The sequence below is a fragment of the Actinokineospora xionganensis genome, from assembly GCF_014323725.1.
GTDB classification, from domain to species: Bacteria; Actinomycetota; Actinomycetes; order Mycobacteriales; family Pseudonocardiaceae; genus Actinokineospora; species Actinokineospora xionganensis.
The window spans coordinates 244393-260478 of sequence record NZ_JABVED010000008.1 but is presented as its reverse complement, the minus strand read 5'-3'; the positions used below and the strand labels follow the sequence as shown (position 1 = coordinate 260478).

Genomic DNA, 16086 nt, shown 5'->3' with positions numbered 1-16086 from the left:
GGGTACTTCCGCGCCATGGCGCCCCGCGAGGAGTTCGGCGCGGCGGACGAGGACGCCGCCCGCATGACGCTGGGGGTCGAAGAGGAGTTTCTCCTCGTGGACGCGGGCACCGGGGTGCCGGTGCCGCAGGCCGAAGCCGTGCTGGGCTTGGTCCGGGCCGAGCCGGGGCCCACGCAGTGGCAGGCCGAGCTGTTCCAGACCCAGGTGGAAGCCGCGACCGGGATCTGCGGCTCGCTCGACGAGCTCGCCGCCCAACTCGTCGCCGGCCGCAGGCTGCTTGCCCGGGCCGCGGGCACACTCGGTGTCCGGGTGGTCGCGACCGGGGTGCCGATGCTAGGCGGCGCGCTGCCGCCGCGGACCGAGGGCGCCCGGTTCGCCGCGATCGAGGGTGTCCACACAGGACTTGTCCGGGACTACCAGGCGTGCGGCTGTCACGTCCACGTCGGCGTGCCCGACCGGGAGACCGCGGTCGGCGTGCTCAACCACCTCGCGCCCTGGCTGCCCACGCTGCTGTCACTGTCGGTGAACTCGCCCCTGCGTCACGGGCGAGACCAGGGCTACCAGAGCTGGCGGGCCGTCGAGCAGTCGAGGTTCCCCGCCTCGGGGCTGCCGCCGTGGTCCGCGTCGGCGGCCGAGTACGACCGGGCGGTCGAACGGCTCGTCGACTGCGGAGTGCTGATCGACGACCGGATGACGTTCTGGTTCGCGCGCCTGTCCCCGCACCTGCCGACGGTGGAGTTCCGGGCCGCCGACACGACGGTCGAGGCGTGGGAATCGGTGCTGCAGGCGGCTTTGAGCCGCGCGCTGGTGCGCACGGCGGTCGGGGATCTGGCGGTGGGCCGCGAAGGTCCCCGGCTCGACCCGCAGGTGGCCGCCGCCGCTGTGTGGTCGGCGGCGCGGTACGGAGTGGACGGTCCGGCCGTGCACCCGATCGACGGTGTCCTGGTGACCGGGCACCGCTTGGTCGCCGAGCTGCTTGCCAAAGTGACTCCGGCGTTGGAGGACGAAGGCGACTTGGACTTCGTGCGGGTGGCGTGGTCCCTGCTTCGCCTGCGCGGCACGGGGGCCGAGTTGCAGCGGGCCGCCGGGTCGGAGGCGGTCGTGGCGATGCTCGCCGACCGGCTGGTCGAAGGCGTGGACCTCGACGGTGTGGGTACCCAACCCCTTGGGAGGACCTGATGACCGACCCGGCACTGCCCGCCGCGCGCGGCGAGCTCTCCGCGGCTGTCCGCGCCGCCATTCTGGGCGACGACCGGCCGCTGCCCGCTTCCGTGTCCGCCGAGCCGTATGGCGAAGACCTGACTCTCGCGCTGCACCTTTGCTACGAGCTTCACTACCGCGGTTTCGCCGAGGGGCTGGGCGACCTGGAATGGTCGCCCGAGCTGCTCCGGTTGCGGGCCGCCATGGAGCGCGTGTTCCTCGACGCCGTCCGCGCTGACGTCGTGGGCGGATCCGATGTGTCCGGTGAGTTGGCGAAGCTGCTGATCGAGACGGTTCCGGGGTCCGGGGTGTCGCACTTCCTGCGCGACCGGGGCGAAGCGTGGCACCTGCGCGAGTACTTCATCCACCGCTCCGTCTACCACCTCAAGGAAGCCGACCCGCACGCGTGGGTCATCCCCCGGCTGCGCGGCCGGGCGAAAGCCGCGCTCGTGGCGGTCGAGTTCGACGAGTTCGGTGGCGGCCGGGCCGAGCGGATGCACTCCCGGCTCTACGCCGACCTCCTCGCCGACGCCGGCCTGGAACCCGGGTACTGGCACTACCTCGACATCGTTCCCGCGCCCGCGATCGCCGTCGTCAACCTGATGTCGCTGTTCGGCCTGCACCGCGCCCACCGGGGTGCCCTGGTCGGCCACTTCGCTGCCGCCGAGATCACCACCGCGCCCAGCGCGGGCCGAATGGTCAAAGCGATCGATCGGCTCGGATTCGGGCCCGCGTGCCGGTTCTTCTTCAGCGAGCATGTGGAAGCCGACGCGGTCCACGAGCAGGTCATGCGGGAGGACGTCATCGGCGGGCTGCTCGACGACGAACCGGAACTCGCGGCGGAGGTGGTGCTCGGCATTCAGGGCACGGAGTTGTTGGAGGCGCGGCTGGCCGATCACCTGTTGACGTCGTGGCAGGCGGACCGGACGTCACTGCTGGTGGACCAGCGGATCAGCGCGGCTGGGTGACCCGGTCGGCGCGGATGACCACCAACTCTTCGTGCCTGCTCCCCGGTGCCACCAGTCCCCGGCTTTCCAGCAGGTCGATCCGGCCGTTCATGACCGGCCCGAACGGTTCGTCCTGGCGGGCGACGACGGCGGCTTTGAGGCCGCCGCCACGAAGTTGGTGCAGTGTCTTGTCCGCGTCGCAGAGTCCTGAGTGGACGAGGAGGAGGGTTCCGTTCGGGGCGAGCAGGTCCGGGGCCAGGACGCAGAGGCGGTCGAGGATGGCTCGCCCGCTGTGGCCCGCGTCCCAGGCTCGGGCGGGGCCATGCTTGGGCGGTTCGGGGGCGGAAGCGGGAACATAGGGCGGATTCGCCAGGATCAGGTCGAACTTGCGACCCGCGGCCAAGTCCAGGGCATCGCCGTGTTCGACGAAGACGCGCGCGCCCCTGAGTTTCGCGTTAAGGCGAGCCGTGATGACCGCTTTGAGGCTGACATCAGCCGCGGTGACGTGTCTGGCTCCCGCCTTGGCGGCGGCGATGGCGATGGCGCCGGTTCCGGTGCCCACGTCGAGAACCGTGCCACCCGGTGGGATCGCGGATGCCTCGAAGGCGTCCAGCAGCAGACTCGTATCAGACTGTGGCCGGTAGACGCCCGGCGGCCGGAGCAGGAACATGGCGCCCGGATACCCTGCGCTGTAACAGGTTTAAACCTCGCGGACCTTCTTGCGGTGGCTGGCGTCGCAGAGCGGGTAGATGCTGCTTCTGCGGCAGGTGCACAGTGCGGTGACGAAGCGGTCCGAGTGGACCGTCCTGCCGTCCTCTGTGGTGAGTTCCACCGGCCCTTCGATGAGGACGGGGCCATCTCTGGTGGTGCGGACACGTCTTTCCATGCGGAGAGGTTTCCCCGCCGCGGCCCGGTTCAACCGCGACGGGGAGACCTCAAGGGTTCACGCGGGGGCGCGGATGCCGTCGACGATCCGGGTCCACCCGTCGGCTCCGTGTCCGTCGTCGATCGCGCGGTGGTAGTGCGCCTGCACAGCGCGCGGCAGCGCGGTGTCGACGCCCGCGGACCGGCTGCTCGCCACGATGTGGTCGGCGGTGGCGCCCAACATGACGTTGTCGGCCCCCTCGCCAGGGTGTTCGCCCCTGTCGATCAGTGCTCCGAGGGCCGCGACGCCGTCGGCGGCGAGCATGTCGGGAATCGCCCCGATCAGCCGCATGACCTCGGGCAGGAACTCCTCAGCCGTGATGCCCGCCGAGCCGACGAGCGCGGTCGCGTGCGCGATCCCCGACAACGTGGTCAGGAAGGCGTCGAGATGTGCCTGGTACATCAGCTGGGCCCGAGCGGGATCGTCGCCGAGGAAGCTCGGCTCGCCGAGGTGGGCGAGCGCCGCGCGATGCGCGTCGAACGCCTCCGCGTCGCCGCTGTAGTACACATATGCGCGGTCGGTGCCGACCATGGGCGCGGGCACCATGACGCCGCCTGCCACGAACGACGCCGAGTGCGAGCGCGCCCACGCCGCGGCCTCACGCGTCTTGTCGGGGGTGTCGGAGCTGAGATTGACCAGCGTCCGCCCGGCCAGCCGCGCCGTAGCGCCGCCGAGAACATCCCACATCGCCTGGTAGTCGGTCAGACTCAAGATCACCAGGTCGCCCGCCGCCACGGCGTCGGCAGGCGATGCGGCCAGTCGGGCGCCGTCGGCGACCACGCCTTCGGCACGCGACGGCGTGCGGTTCCAGACCGTGACCGGGTGGCCCGCGGCGAGCAGTGCGCGGACCATGGCCTGGCCCATCGGGCCGAGCCCGATCACGGTGACCGGGGTGGCGCTCATCGCCGCACCTGCCCCGTGGAGACGGTAGCCCGCAGGCTCTCGTAGATCCGGGCGAAACCCTCGGAGCCATGGCCCGCGGCGACCTGCCTGTCGATGAGCGCCTGAACCGCGGCGATGGGAGCGGGATCGACGCCCTGGCCCTCGCTCGCTCGCACGATGTGCGAAAGGTCGGAGAAGTCCAGGCTCTGCTGGTTCGGGACGGTGTAGTCGCCCCCATCGATGACCTTGGCGAAACCGGCGAGTTCGGCGGTCATGGCGGCCAGGAAGGGCGCCTGCCGGGCGGCGAAGTCGCACGCGCTCATCCCGACCGAGCCGACCATCGCGGCGCCGTGGACGAAGCCGGCGAACAGTTGGTACATCCCCGACAGCATCGCCAAGTCCACCAGCGAGGCCCGGCCCGCGTCCTCGCCGTGGAACTCACTCGTGGCCCAGATGTCGATGATCGGCAGCAGCGCGTCGTACGCCGCCCGAGAGCCGCTGTAGAAGATCTGACCCGCGCGGGAGCTGATCATGGCGGGCACGGCCATGATCGCGCCGTCGAGGTAGTCGACGCCGTGAGCCGCCGCCCAGGACGCGAGTTCGCGGGCCTCCTCAGGCGTCGTGGTGGTGACGTTGACCAGCGTCCGGCCGCGCAACGCGTCGATGACCGGGTCGAGGGTCTCGTGCACTGAGTCGTGCTTGAGCAAGCAGGCGACGACCACCGGGCTCGCCGTGACGGCCTCGCGGACGGAGCCCGCGGCATGGGCGCCGCGGGCCACCAGGTCCGTGTCGCGGCCAGGGGTGCGGTTCCACACGGTCACGGAGTGGTCGGCGTCGAGCAGCGCGGCGGTCAGCGCGCTGCCCATCGCGCCGAGGCCGAGCATGGTGAGGTCGGTCGGGTGGATCGGATTTCGGTTGGTTTCAGACACACCATCCATGTTGTGTGACGGCGTACCATCACGGAAGTACCCACTATTTGCTGCGGTACTTACCTTTTGGTAAGTGAAGGGAGGATCCGAGATGGCGAGAACACCGCGCCTCGGGCCGTACATCTGCGGCATCGACGCCGCGCTCGACGTCGTCAGCGGCAAGTGGAAGGGCCTCATCCTGTGGGAGCTGCATGCCCACGGTGTCCGCCGGTTCGCCGAACTGCGCCGCGCGCTGCCCGGCGTCAGCGAGAAGATGCTGACCCAGCATCTGCGTCAAATGGAAGAGGACGAGCTTATCCACCGCACGGTCTACGCGGAAGTGCCGCCGAAGGTGGAGTACACGCTGACCGAAGCGGGCGCTGCGCTCAATGAGGCGCTGCTACCGCTTGGCGAGTGGGGTCGTGACCGGATCCGGCGAAGTCGTCTTGAAGTCGTCGCCGACCCCCACACGTCCGTGTCGGCGACCGCCTGACAAACACGAACCGCCCCACCTTGCGAGTGGGGCGGTTCGTGTCTGCGGTGTTCAGTCGACGCAGGAGACGGGGGAGTCGAAGTGGCCTGGCGTGGTCGGGTAGGCCTTGCCGTTGCCGTGTTGCCTCAAGTCCGCCGGGTATACCAGCGCCAACTCCCTGAAGGCTGACGTTCCCGGGGTCACCGAGTCGGACGCGGTTTGGCCCGCTCCGGTGGCCCACGCCAACTTCTCCAGGAACAGCTGCATCTCGGGGCTGAACTGGCGGATGTCGTTGTACCCGCCATAGGCCGCGTTGCAGTGGGTGTAGAGGTTGAACGCGCCCGACCAGTCGATCAGCCGGTCGCCCGGGTTCGGGCCGTTGCCCGCCACGTTGCCCTGGAGGACGTCGCGGTCCCAGCCGCCGTACTGCCAGTCGGTGCCCTGGTGGTGCTGGTTGTCGGCCAGCGTCGCCAGGTTGTTCGGGTCGTCGTTGACCTTCTCCGTCATCTCGAACCAGCGGCACGGGTCGATCGCGCCGGAGCCGAGAGTCTGGGGCCAGGGGCCCGCCGCGCAGTTGCCCGGGTAGGCGCCGCGCGGATTGAAGTCGATGACGTCCGAGCCGACCGCTCCCTGCAGTGACGCCTCCGAGGTGCCGCCGATCCCGCCGAAGACGTGGTCGATGAAGCGGTCGTTCGTCCCGCGCGAATCCGGATTGAACGCGCCGTTCGTCTGGCAGTCCGGTGTCGCGGCGTTCACCACCGGGTCGCAACCCTTGCCGCCCCACAGGACGTCCGCGCCGTCGCCGCCGAAGACCTGGTCGCCGCCGCTGTCGCCGTTGGCCATGTCGTCGCCGAAGCCCGCGTGGATGTTGTCCTCACCCAGGCCGCCGCGGATGCGGTCGTCGCCGCCCTCGGCGATGCCGTTGTGCGGCATGGCCGGGTAGCTCGGACCGCCGATGAAGGCGTCGCCGTCCACATCGTGGAGCAGGTCGACCCTGCGGTCGTACGCACCCGCCCGGAAACCGGTGAAGGTCTCCTGGGGCACCGAGTTCATCGTCATCGTGAAGCCCTTGGCCGCCACGTCGTCGGCGTTCAGGAACTCGTTGACCACGCCGCCGCGGTCGCCGACCATCGCGTCCTGGCCGTCATTGCCGAACATGGTGTCGTTGCCGAGTTCGCCGTACATGTCGTCGTCGTCGGCCGCCCCGGTCATGGTGTCGTCGCCGTCCTGGCCCCACATCCCGTCGTCGCCGTCGTTGCCGAACATGGTGTCGTCGCCGAAGGCGCCCACCGGTTCACACGTCGCCTGTGCGGTCGTGCAGAACCTGGTCGACGGGCCCGGCAACTCAGGATCGTGCGTGCGCGACACCGTCGCGTCCGCGGGAACCTGACCCGTGGCGTACCGCTCGGCGTAGACCTTCTCCGACATCGAGCCCGGCTGGCCCTGCAGTGTGCGCACCAGCGAGCCATTGTCGCCGAGTTGCACGTCGTCGGAGCCGTTGCCCTCGAAGGCGTCGCCGCCGTCGCGGAACCCGGCCGCCGCGCTGCCGCCGATCATGTCGTCTTGGCCGGACGTCGTGTCGGTGCCTTCCAGTTCCTCCAACGGGCTCGCCGCTCCCGGCCAGCCCGGGTCGGCCAGCGGGACCGAGGTGGTCTCGCCGGACGGCTCGGACAGCATCCGGTCACCGCGCAGCATGTCGTTGCCGCCGTTGCCTTCCAGGTAGTCGGCCTGGCCGCCGCCGGAGAGGAAGTCCCCGCCGTCCTGGCCCCACAGCACGTCCACACCGGACCCGCCGGACACCCGGTCGTCGCCGAACCGGTCGCCGGCCGGGGCGTTGAGCAGGCCGCCGTTGTCCAGGTCGTAGCGCTGGACGATCCGCCCGGTGATCGGGTTGCCGCCCGCCGTGGCCAGGCGCTGGGTCGCCCTGGTCGGGACCTCGCCCGCCGCCGGCCGCAGCACGACACCGTTGTCACCGATGCCGATGTCGTCACCGGGGCCGCCGTAGAGGGCGTCCGCGGCGTCCGGCTGACCGGAAGTCGTGGCACCGGAACCCGACAGCGGGGCGCTGCTGCCGCCGACGAGGTCGTCATTGCCGCTGTCGCCCTCGATCCAGTCGACACCCTGGTTGCCCTCGACGTAGTCGTCGTGGGCGTTGCCCTGGAGCCGGTCCGGACCGCCCTGGCCGAGCAGGACGTCGGTGGCGTCGTCGCCGAAGACCTCGTCACCGCCGGAGGAATCGGCGTGCGGGGTGAGGCCGAGGTCCAGGAGCACGATCGCCCGGCCGGTCATCCCGCGTTCCTGGGTCAGCCTGCTCGGCGGCCCGAAGCGGACCAGTGAACCGTTGTCACCCAAGGCGAGGTCCTGTTCCGCGTTGCCGTGGATCAGGTCGCCGACGTCGGGCTGTCCGACGCCCGGCGCCTCCTGCGTCGAGCTGCCGCCGACCAGGTCGTCCTGGCCGCCGTTGCCCGAGATGGTGTCGCGCGCCGGTCCGCCCTCGGCGTAGTCGTCAGCGTCGTCGCCCGCGATCGCGTCTTCGCCGCCCTGGCCGGAGATCACGTCCTGGTCGCCGCCGCCGCTGATCACGTCGCCGCCCGAGGTGCCCGCCGCCGGCGCGTAGCCGAGGTCGAGCAGCTCGATCTTGTGCGCCTTGGCGAACTGCCTGCCCAGCGTCATCGGGGAGGCCTGCGTGCCGTCCACAAGGGACAGAACCGCGTTGTCGCCCGCGATCAGGTCGGGACCCGCGTCGCCGAACAGCTTGTCGCCGACGTCCGGCCTGCCGACCTTGTGGTCGTCCACAGTGGACGCCACTTCGGCGCTGCCGCCGACCACCCGGTCCTCGCCGCCGTCGCCGTGGATGACGTCGTCGGCGTTGTTGCCTTCCAGGTAGTCGTCGTTCGCTCCGCCCGACATCTCGTCGTGCGCCAGGCCGCCGAAGCCCCGGTCGTCGGCGTCGCCGCCGAAGATGAAGTCCGGACCACCGGCCGCCGCGTTGGCGCCGTCGAGGTCGAACGGCCCGCCGGTGCCCGCGACCGCGTCGCCGCTGCCGTTGTCACCGATGAGCAGGTCGTTCTCGGCGTCACCGTAGAGGTGGTCGCCGCCGCTGTCGGGCTCACCGGCCTTGCGGGTCCCGCCGACGAGCACATCGGAGCCGCCGCCGCCGAAGGTGTGGTCGGAGCCGTTGTTGCCCTCGATGAAGTCGTTCTGCGTGCCGCCATAGAGGGAGTCGTCGCCGTCGTTGCCGTAGACCGAGTCGCTGCCCGAGTCGCCGTAGACGGTGTCCTTTCCGTGGCCGCCGTAGAGCTTGTCGTTGTCGTTGCCGCCCGCGATGACGTCGTCGTCGCGCTGCCCGCAGCCGAGGTCGGCGTTGGACCGCAGGTCCAGCCGGTCGGCCTTGCCGCCCGCGGCGGCCGTCTCGACACCGGCGCCGCCGATCATCAGGTCACGGCCGTCCTGGCTGTCCTCCGGCTCCGCCGGTGGCTTGGACTCCGGGTCGTTGCTCGGGGGCGCGCACGGGTTGGCGTGCTTGTCGCCGAACATCTCGGCTCCGCCGTCGCCGCCGATCACGTGGTCGTTGCCGTATCCGCCGACCAGCAGCTTCGACTGCGGGGCCACGTTCGCGGGCAGCGTTCGGTGGTTGACCGACCGCTCGGGCCCGAAGACGCCATTGCCCGTCTCGGCGCCGACATCGGACGGCTCGGCGATGACGTAGTCGTCACCGGGTCCGCCATAGACCTTGTCCTTGCCGAACCCGCCGGTGAGGACGTCCTTGTTGCCGCCACCGCGGATGTCGTCGACCTCGCTGAGCAGCGACCCGCCGGTGACGAAGTCGAAGCCCTGACTGCCGAACACGGTGTCCGACCCGGTGCCGGTGTTGACCGTGTTGGTCGCGTCCACGATGTTGCCGTCGACCACCGTCTTGTCCGGGTGACCCGGGTCGTCCACGCCGGTGTCGTCGTCCGGCACGCCGAGCTTCTGGCCGGTGTAGATGACGTCAGGGCCCGAGCCGCCGGAGATCCGGTCGCTGCCGTGGCCGCCGATGATGATGTTCTTCTGCGCCACGTACTGCGACTTGCCCGGGTTGTTCGCCGCGAGCGGGCTGTCGGCGCCCACACCGATGACGTCGTCGCCGTCGCCGCCGTTGACGGTGTTCTCGCCGAGGCCCACGGCGATGCGGTCGATGCCGCCACCGCCGTTGACCGTGTTGCCCGCGCCGCCGACGGTGATCGTGTCGTCCTCGCCGTCACCGTTGACCGTCACCGATCCCTTGCCGCCGAACGCGCTGTGCACGTCGCCGGTGGTGATCTGGTCCTTGCCCGGGCCGCCGTTGATGGTGGCCTTGCCGATGCTGGTCTTGACCGAGTCGTCGCCGCTGCCGCCGGTGAGTTCGACTTCCTTGTCGAACGGCTTGGCCTCGGCGGCCTTGTCCTGGCCCGCCTCGCTCTTGTCCGCGTCACCCTGGAAGACGAAGATCCGCTTCCCGGTGTCGCCCGCGGCGTTGCCGGACACCTTGGTCAGGTTGGTGTCGAGGTGTTCTTCGCGGAACCCGAGCGCGCTGACCGCGAAGCCCCGGAACGACCCGTCCTTGTTGACCAGTTGGGTGATCGTCCACTTCTCCTCAGCGGTGCGGTCCTTCCACGCGGGGTCGCCGCGCTGGTCGGTCCGCTGGCCGACGTTGAGCAGCAGCGTCGTGCCGCTCGGCGCGGCGAGCTTCGGTGGTGGGGGTGTGCAGTTCGGTTTCACCGAGAAGTCGAGCAACGTGATGTCGGCCAGGGTGAAGTCGAAGGACACGCTGAACGGTGAGAACCCGAGGGTGATGTAGACCTTCAGGAACAGACTCAGCCGTCCGTCCATGTTGAACAGACACATCGGATTCCGCAGTGCCAGCTTGGAGAACTCGAAGAACCGGAACTTGCCGTCGTTGTTCGGGTCCGCCCAGCTCAGGCTGATCGTCAGCGCCACACCACCCTTGATGCCCACCTCGATGAGCACCACGCTCACCGCGGCGCCCGCGGCCAGCTCACCGCGGAAGGTGACCACCGGCAGCGGCTTGCCCGCGTCGTCGACGGTCTCCAGGTAGATGGAGTCGAGGATCGTCACCGGGATGTCCCGGCCCGCCTGCACCGCCTCCACGGCCTTGCGGATGCCGTAGGTGTCGAAGCCCGCGCGGAACCGCGCCTCCACGGACGCGCTGCCGGAGATGTTCACCAGCACCGGCGGCGGGGCGTAGACCGGGCCGAAGGACTGGCTGTAGGAGAACGCCAGGCGCAGCGGGCCGGAGTCGAACTTGATCAGATCCACGTCCTGGCCCATGATCAGGCCGAACAGCTTCGTGGGGTCGCTGAGGACCGGGAAGCTGAAGCCCGCCTTGCCGCCCGCCTTGTCCGCGCCGAGCACGTCCTCGCCGCTGCCCGCCTGGTCGATCCGGCTTGCCAGGTCGCCGGGTTCGGGTGTGCTGCCGCTGATGAGCGACGCGGCGTTGTCCGGCGAGTTCACCGTCGTCTTGGCCGCGTCACCGTTGACGGTGAAGTCGCCGATCACGACGTCCCCGCCGCTCTGGGCGAGCTTGTTCACCAGCTGGATCGTCTGCAGGATCCGGTCGACGAACTCCAGGTCGGGTCCGCCCGCGATCGTGCTGTAGGACTTGGCGATGGTGACCAGGTTGACGTCACCGCCGCCGACCGCCCGTGAGAGGTCCGACAGCACCGGGATCGGGGCGTAGAGCTGGTCGATCACCGGCTGGATCGGCTTGGTGAACAGGGCGATCTTCTCCGCGATCGGCTTGAGGACCGAGCCGAGGAAGTCGCCCGCGTTCAGCGTGATGTCGTTGAACGCGATGTTCGGGGTGCCCTCGCCCGGTTTCGCGCCCAGCTTCCATTCCCAGTCCAAGTGGAACCAGCCGGAGATGCCGGGCAGGGCGGAGTCGGCGCTGACCTTGAAGTCCCAGTCGATGCCGACCTTGGCCGCGAGCGAGACGTCGGTGACCGCGTCGAGGTCGGCGAGGTCGGCCAGCGAGATCCGGTCGTCGGTGGTCGCCGCGCAGCCCTTGACGCAGGACGGGCCGCCCTTCTTGTGCAGGTCGACGAAGAACGTCCCCGCGAACAGGTCCGTCGCGCCGCCGGGGTGCTGCTTGAGGTCGACTTCCAGGAAGGCCAGCTGCGCCTTCATCGCCTCGGGCAGGGTGAAGCCGAGCTTCACGCCGAGTTCGGGCAGTTTCGCGTCCTGGGTGGCGACGAAGAAGCCGCTGCTCTTGTCCACACCGACCTTGACGTGCAGCCGGTAGGCCAGGCTCGCGCTGACCCCCTTGCGCTTGTCCGGGTCTGCGGCCTCGCGCAGGGACAGGCCCGGGATGCCGATGTCCAGCGGCCGGGTCAGGCCCAGCGCCTCCTTCGTGCACGGGTCGCCTTCGGTGATCTTGCCAGCGCAGACGTCGAAGGTGAAGGTGGCGCCGGTGATGTCCTGCAGCGCGGCGCCGTCCGGGCAGTCGGCCAGCTTCGGGTTGGTCGTGGCGGGCACGTAGGTCGCCCCCACCGGGGTGACGACCTTGTCGTCGTGGCTGGTCGCGTCCTTGCCCGGTTCGGCGACGACCTTCCAACTGGCTGGGTCGTTGAAGTCGGCCAGTCGGATGATCTTGTACCCGGTGGCGTACTGCGACTTCGTCCAGCTGATCCGGTTGAAGTCCGTGGCGCTGATGGTGGCGTTGCCGTCGAGCACCTCGACCACGGCGGGCGGGGCGTCCTGGCCCTGCGCGGTGGCCACGACGCCGTAGCGGTACTTGGTCGTGCCCTTGGTGCCCTGCGCCGACGCGGTCGGCGAGGTCGCGGGCTGCAGGGTCGCCTCACATCTGAAGCCGACCGTGAGCGTGTCGCCCACCGCGGGCTTGAGGTGGTTGTTGACCCAGTCGGCCAGTTCGTTGGTGCTGCCGACCCGGCCGCCACCCGGAATGTGCTTCATCGCCTCCTGGATCTTGGCGCGCAGCTTGCCGAACTCGTCGGCTCCCTGCTGCATGTCGTCGCCGACCAGCGGCAGCTTGCCGTCGAACGCGGCCAGCCGCAGCGCCGCCTCGATCATCGCCAGGTACTTCTCCATGCCGTCGCCGAACTGGGAGAAGTCCAGCAGCGCCTTGAGGATCTTGTCCCCGATGTTCGCGGGCATCTCGAAGCGCTTGACCCCGCCCGGCAGGTCGGGGCTCAACGAGAACGCGTCGGCCAGGTTTCCGGTGCGCGGCAGGCGCACGATGAACGAGTCGCCCGGGTCGGACAGCTTGGTCCAGTTGACGTTGTTGGAGCTGACGTAGACCGGCATGACCGCGCACAGCGCGAGGTCGGTGCCCGCGGCCGGGTCGCCCGCGCAGGTGACCGGCTTGTTGTCGCCGTTGAGCGTCAGCGACACGTTCTTCACGAAGTCCGACAGCGGGACCGGCGTGGTGCCACCGGGTCCGTAGCCGAGGTGGGCGTTGTAGTGCGCCTTGGCCACCGCCTTCTCCGGCCCGGCGGGGTTGCCGAGCGCGATGGACAGCGGGCCGACCGAGGACTTGACCACGCCGGAGATCCCGCCGTCCGCGGTGAGGTCCACAGTGGAGTCCGGCAGCACGGACAGCGCCGCGGCGTCGGCCGGGCCCGCGCCCGCGGCCAGCGGCAGCACGAAGCCGATCTTGGTGGAGCCGGTGAGCGCGAGGTTCGCCGTCGCCGCCCCCTCGGCGCCGACCAGCGACCGGCCGGTGCCCAGGTCGTCGGTGAAGGAGAACCGGACCGGCTGCGAGGTCGCGACCTTCCGCTTCATGTCGACGTTGAGCACGATCGACGGCGTGGTGCCGACAACCTTGTAGGCGAAGGAGATCCCGCTGCCCTCGGGCAGCGCCTTGTTCAGCACGCCCACGAGGTCCTGCAGGTAGTCCGGGGGTGCGGCGGTCAGCTTGTCGACCGCGTCCTCCAGCGGACTGCGGAACGTGTACGTGGTGCCCTTGGCGGGCGGTGTGGCCCACGGCTGGGACAGCAGCAGGCGCTTGTTTCCGGTGTCGGCCAGCGCCACGATCATGGGCTGGGTGCCGACGAGCACGGCTCGGCCTTCGAGGTCGCGGGTGAACGCGGTGGAGCCCTCGCGGCTGGTGTCGGTGATGACGCCGAGGGTGGTGCCGTTGAAGGTCTCGTTGCTGTAGGAGACGGTGGGTCCGCCGCCGGTCTCGGCGCTGCCCAGCAGTTCCGAGAGCGACTTGCCGACGACCGGCAGCGGCGTGGTCAGCGCGGACTTCACCGCGCCGTCGCCGTCGACGACCTTCAGCGAGCTGTTGAGGACCTGCAGCGCCTTGATGATCTGGCCGAACATCGCCCGCGGGTTGTTCGGGTCGAAGTCGAACGCCTTGGCCTTGTCGAGCGCGTCGAGGCCGGTGAACTGCACGTTCGTCGGATCGGTGACGTCGGGCATGGTGACGCCGACGCTGACCGGGCCGCCGAAGAAGTCGGTGATGCCGGGGACGTCGAGCGCGACCGTGGCGCTGGCCTTGCCGCCGACCGCGATCGTCAGCAGGTTCTCCGGCTCCTTCGCCGGGGTGGTCAGGTCGTCGACGAGCTTCGGGAAGACCTGCGACAGCGGAAGGTCGCCGTCGGCGTCGCCGACCTTCTTCAGGCCGACGGTGAGCATGTTCGCCGAACCGTCCTTCTTGGACAGCTTCAGCTCGCCGGACAGGTGCACCTTCAGGTAGCCCACGCTGCCGTTGACGTCGATCGCGGTGTCGACCGGCGCGTCGGCCTTGAGCAGGTCGCCGCCCGTGCGCAGCAGGAACCGGTCCGGCGTGCGGGGCAGGCTCGACACCAGGGTGGTGGTGCCGTCGGGGTTCTTGTCGGCGAACGGGCAGCCGCCCGCGGCCGCGTCGGGGTCGAGCGGTTTGCAGGCGTCACCCTTGATCGGGTCGCGCAGGTCGAGGACCAGGGTGGCCTTGGCCTCGTAGCTCGGCTTCACCGTGGCCTTCGCGGTGAGCGCGTTCGCGTCGCGCAAACCCTTGCTGCTGAACAGGTCACCGAAGGAGACCTGGCCGATCATCGGATCCGGCGAGGTGATCTTGTACGTCGCGCCCGGCGCCGGGGTGCCGCCGATCCAGGCCTCTTCGAGGGTGATCTCGTCGACGGTGTTGGACTTCACCACGCCCTGGGACGTGCCCGCGGAGACGATGCGGCCCTTGAAGAAGTCGACCGCCCAGTCCTTGCCCTTGTTGAGGTGCTTGAGCTTGTTCGCCTCGTAGGTGACGTTCGTGCCCTGCCCGGAGGTCAGCGCGGCCTGGTCGTTGAGCTGCGCCGGGTCGTTGGGCGCGTCCTGCTTCATGGTCAGGGTGAATTCAAGCTTCTTGGTGGTGTCGTGGAACGCCACGCCGGTCACCGTGATCGGCCCGACGTTGAGCAGTTTGAACATGTTCTGCACCGAGGTGAACTTCGGCAGGCCTGCCTTGGCCTTGTCCTCCTCGGGCTTGAACACGTTGGCGTCGACGAACCGCGCCAGCACGCCGCTCGCCTTGACCGCGTCGGCCAGGGTGCCGCGCATGAAGGGCAGGTTCACGTTGCCGATCGGCTTGGTGGGATCGCCCCACTGGGCGCGCTGGATGGCCTCGATCGAACTGGCCAGGTGGCTCAGGCCCTCGACCAGGTCGCGCGGGCTCAGGGTGGTGAACCGGGTCAGCTGGGCGAGGTCCGGGCCGGTGACGCTCACCGTGGGGGAACCGGTGGCGATGTCGGGCCACTGCACGTTCACGGTGCCGCTGATGCCGCCGACGGCGGTGCCCGCGAGCGGCTGCGCGGTGAAGGCGAGGGCCGCGTCGACCTTGCCCGCGGGGGCGGCGAGTCCGATGTGGAACAGGCCGGCCGCCGCGCCGGGGCTCGCCAGTTCGGCCGTGCCGGTGCCCACGGTGGGCGGGCTGAGGGCGAGCCTGCCGTCGCCGTCCGGGTCGTCGGCCGAGACCGTCATGTTGGCTTCGACGGTGACGTGGGAGGCGGCCTTGTTCAGGTCGACGCCGAGGATGCCGAACCCGGCGGTGGGCACCTCGGCGGGGTCGAACGCGCCGGTCGCGCCGACGGTGAACTTCGGCGACGCGCCGTCCTTGACCAGGTAGAACCAGTCGCGCGGGGCGTCGTAGGCGAAGCGCAGGGTCGCGTTGAGGGTGAAGGTGACGTCGATCGCGCCGGAGGTCGTGACGGTGATCTCGGGGCTCGCGCCTGCCACGCTGATCGGCTGCTTGTCGGCCACGGTCGTCATCTGCACGGTCGCGTCGACCCGCTTGATCCCGGCCACGTCGCTGGTCTGGATCGTCAGGGTGCCGGGTCGGCCACCCGCGAGCGGGTAGGTGCCCGCGAGGTCGGCGAAGGTCTGCTTGTCCTTGAGGGGTTTGTGCACGGTCTCGGCGATAAGGTCGTCGAGACCGAGCGCCGCGCCGGGACTCACCCCGACCACCGGCAGCGCCTCGCCGAACTTGCCCACGGTCTTCAGCGCTTTGCTGAAGTCGGCGAACGCGCTGATCCCGCTGAGGATCTTGGTCACGTGCGCTTCCTGGGCCACCGCGACCGGCGGTGTCGCGAACAGTCCGAAGAGCGCCAGCGCGACGCTGGTCAGTACGGCGGTGGCCCGCCGTCCAGTGGACCGACGAGTCTTCGTGGAGACCAGCATGGCCAGACCGCCCCTCGACGACAGCGTCCCCCGACGACTGCTGTCAAGTTGGTAATTCGGCTCGCGTGTGGTGACTCGATTCGGCACCGGGTCACCAAGGCGGTA

General features: G+C 69.9%; 8 protein-coding genes. 3 read left to right on the top strand and 5 right to left on the bottom strand.

Going from position 1 to position 16086, the window contains the following annotated elements:
• Positions 1 to 15 precede the first annotated feature (15 nt).
• A complete protein-coding gene (locus GPZ80_RS16325) occupies positions 16 to 1179 on the top strand; it encodes a carboxylate-amine ligase (RefSeq protein WP_246477184.1) in 1164 nt (387 codons plus the stop codon).
• Complete coding sequence (locus tag GPZ80_RS16320) at positions 1179 to 2168, top strand: iron-containing redox enzyme family protein (protein ID WP_187221212.1); 990 nt, start codon at positions 1179 to 1181, stop codon at positions 2166 to 2168. Before GPZ80_RS16325 ends, GPZ80_RS16320 begins: the two co-directional genes overlap by 1 nt.
• Here the strand turns inward: GPZ80_RS16320 and GPZ80_RS16315 are convergent.
• Genes GPZ80_RS16315 through GPZ80_RS16300 form a run of 4 tightly spaced genes read right to left on the bottom strand, consistent with a single transcriptional unit; the run spans position 2152 to position 4883 of the window.
• Positions 2152 to 2817, bottom strand: coding sequence for a HemK2/MTQ2 family protein methyltransferase (locus GPZ80_RS16315; RefSeq protein WP_187221211.1), 666 nt, complete (start codon positions 2815 to 2817; stop codon positions 2152 to 2154). The two genes, GPZ80_RS16320 and GPZ80_RS16315, sit on opposite strands and share 17 nt — an antisense overlap.
• Positions 2818 to 2847: 30 nt before the next feature.
• Entirely contained in the window at positions 2848 to 3033 is a 186-nt protein-coding gene (locus tag GPZ80_RS16310) for a CDGSH iron-sulfur domain-containing protein (protein WP_091381140.1), read from the bottom strand.
• 57 nt (positions 3034 to 3090) lie between these two features.
• Positions 3091 to 3975, bottom strand: a complete 885-nt coding sequence (locus tag GPZ80_RS16305) for an NAD(P)-dependent oxidoreductase (RefSeq protein ID WP_187221210.1) — start codon at positions 3973 to 3975, stop codon at positions 3091 to 3093.
• Positions 3972 to 4883 carry an NAD(P)-dependent oxidoreductase gene (locus tag GPZ80_RS16300; protein WP_312880363.1) on the bottom strand — a complete coding sequence of 304 codons (912 nt, stop codon included), beginning with the start codon at positions 4881 to 4883 and terminating at the stop codon, positions 3972 to 3974. Before GPZ80_RS16300 ends, GPZ80_RS16305 begins: the two co-directional genes overlap by 4 nt.
• Before the next feature lie 91 nt (positions 4884 to 4974).
• Between GPZ80_RS16300 and GPZ80_RS16295 the strand changes: the two genes are divergently transcribed.
• Complete coding sequence (locus GPZ80_RS16295; protein WP_187221208.1) at positions 4975 to 5355, top strand: winged helix-turn-helix transcriptional regulator; 381 nt, start codon at positions 4975 to 4977, stop codon at positions 5353 to 5355.
• Positions 5356 to 5406: 51 nt separating this feature from the next.
• Here the strand turns inward: GPZ80_RS16295 and GPZ80_RS16290 are convergent, their stop codons facing one another.
• Entirely contained in the window at positions 5407 to 15981 is a 10575-nt protein-coding gene (locus tag GPZ80_RS16290; protein ID WP_187221207.1) for a calcium-binding protein, read from the bottom strand.
• Positions 15982 to 16086: the final 105 nt, after the last annotated feature.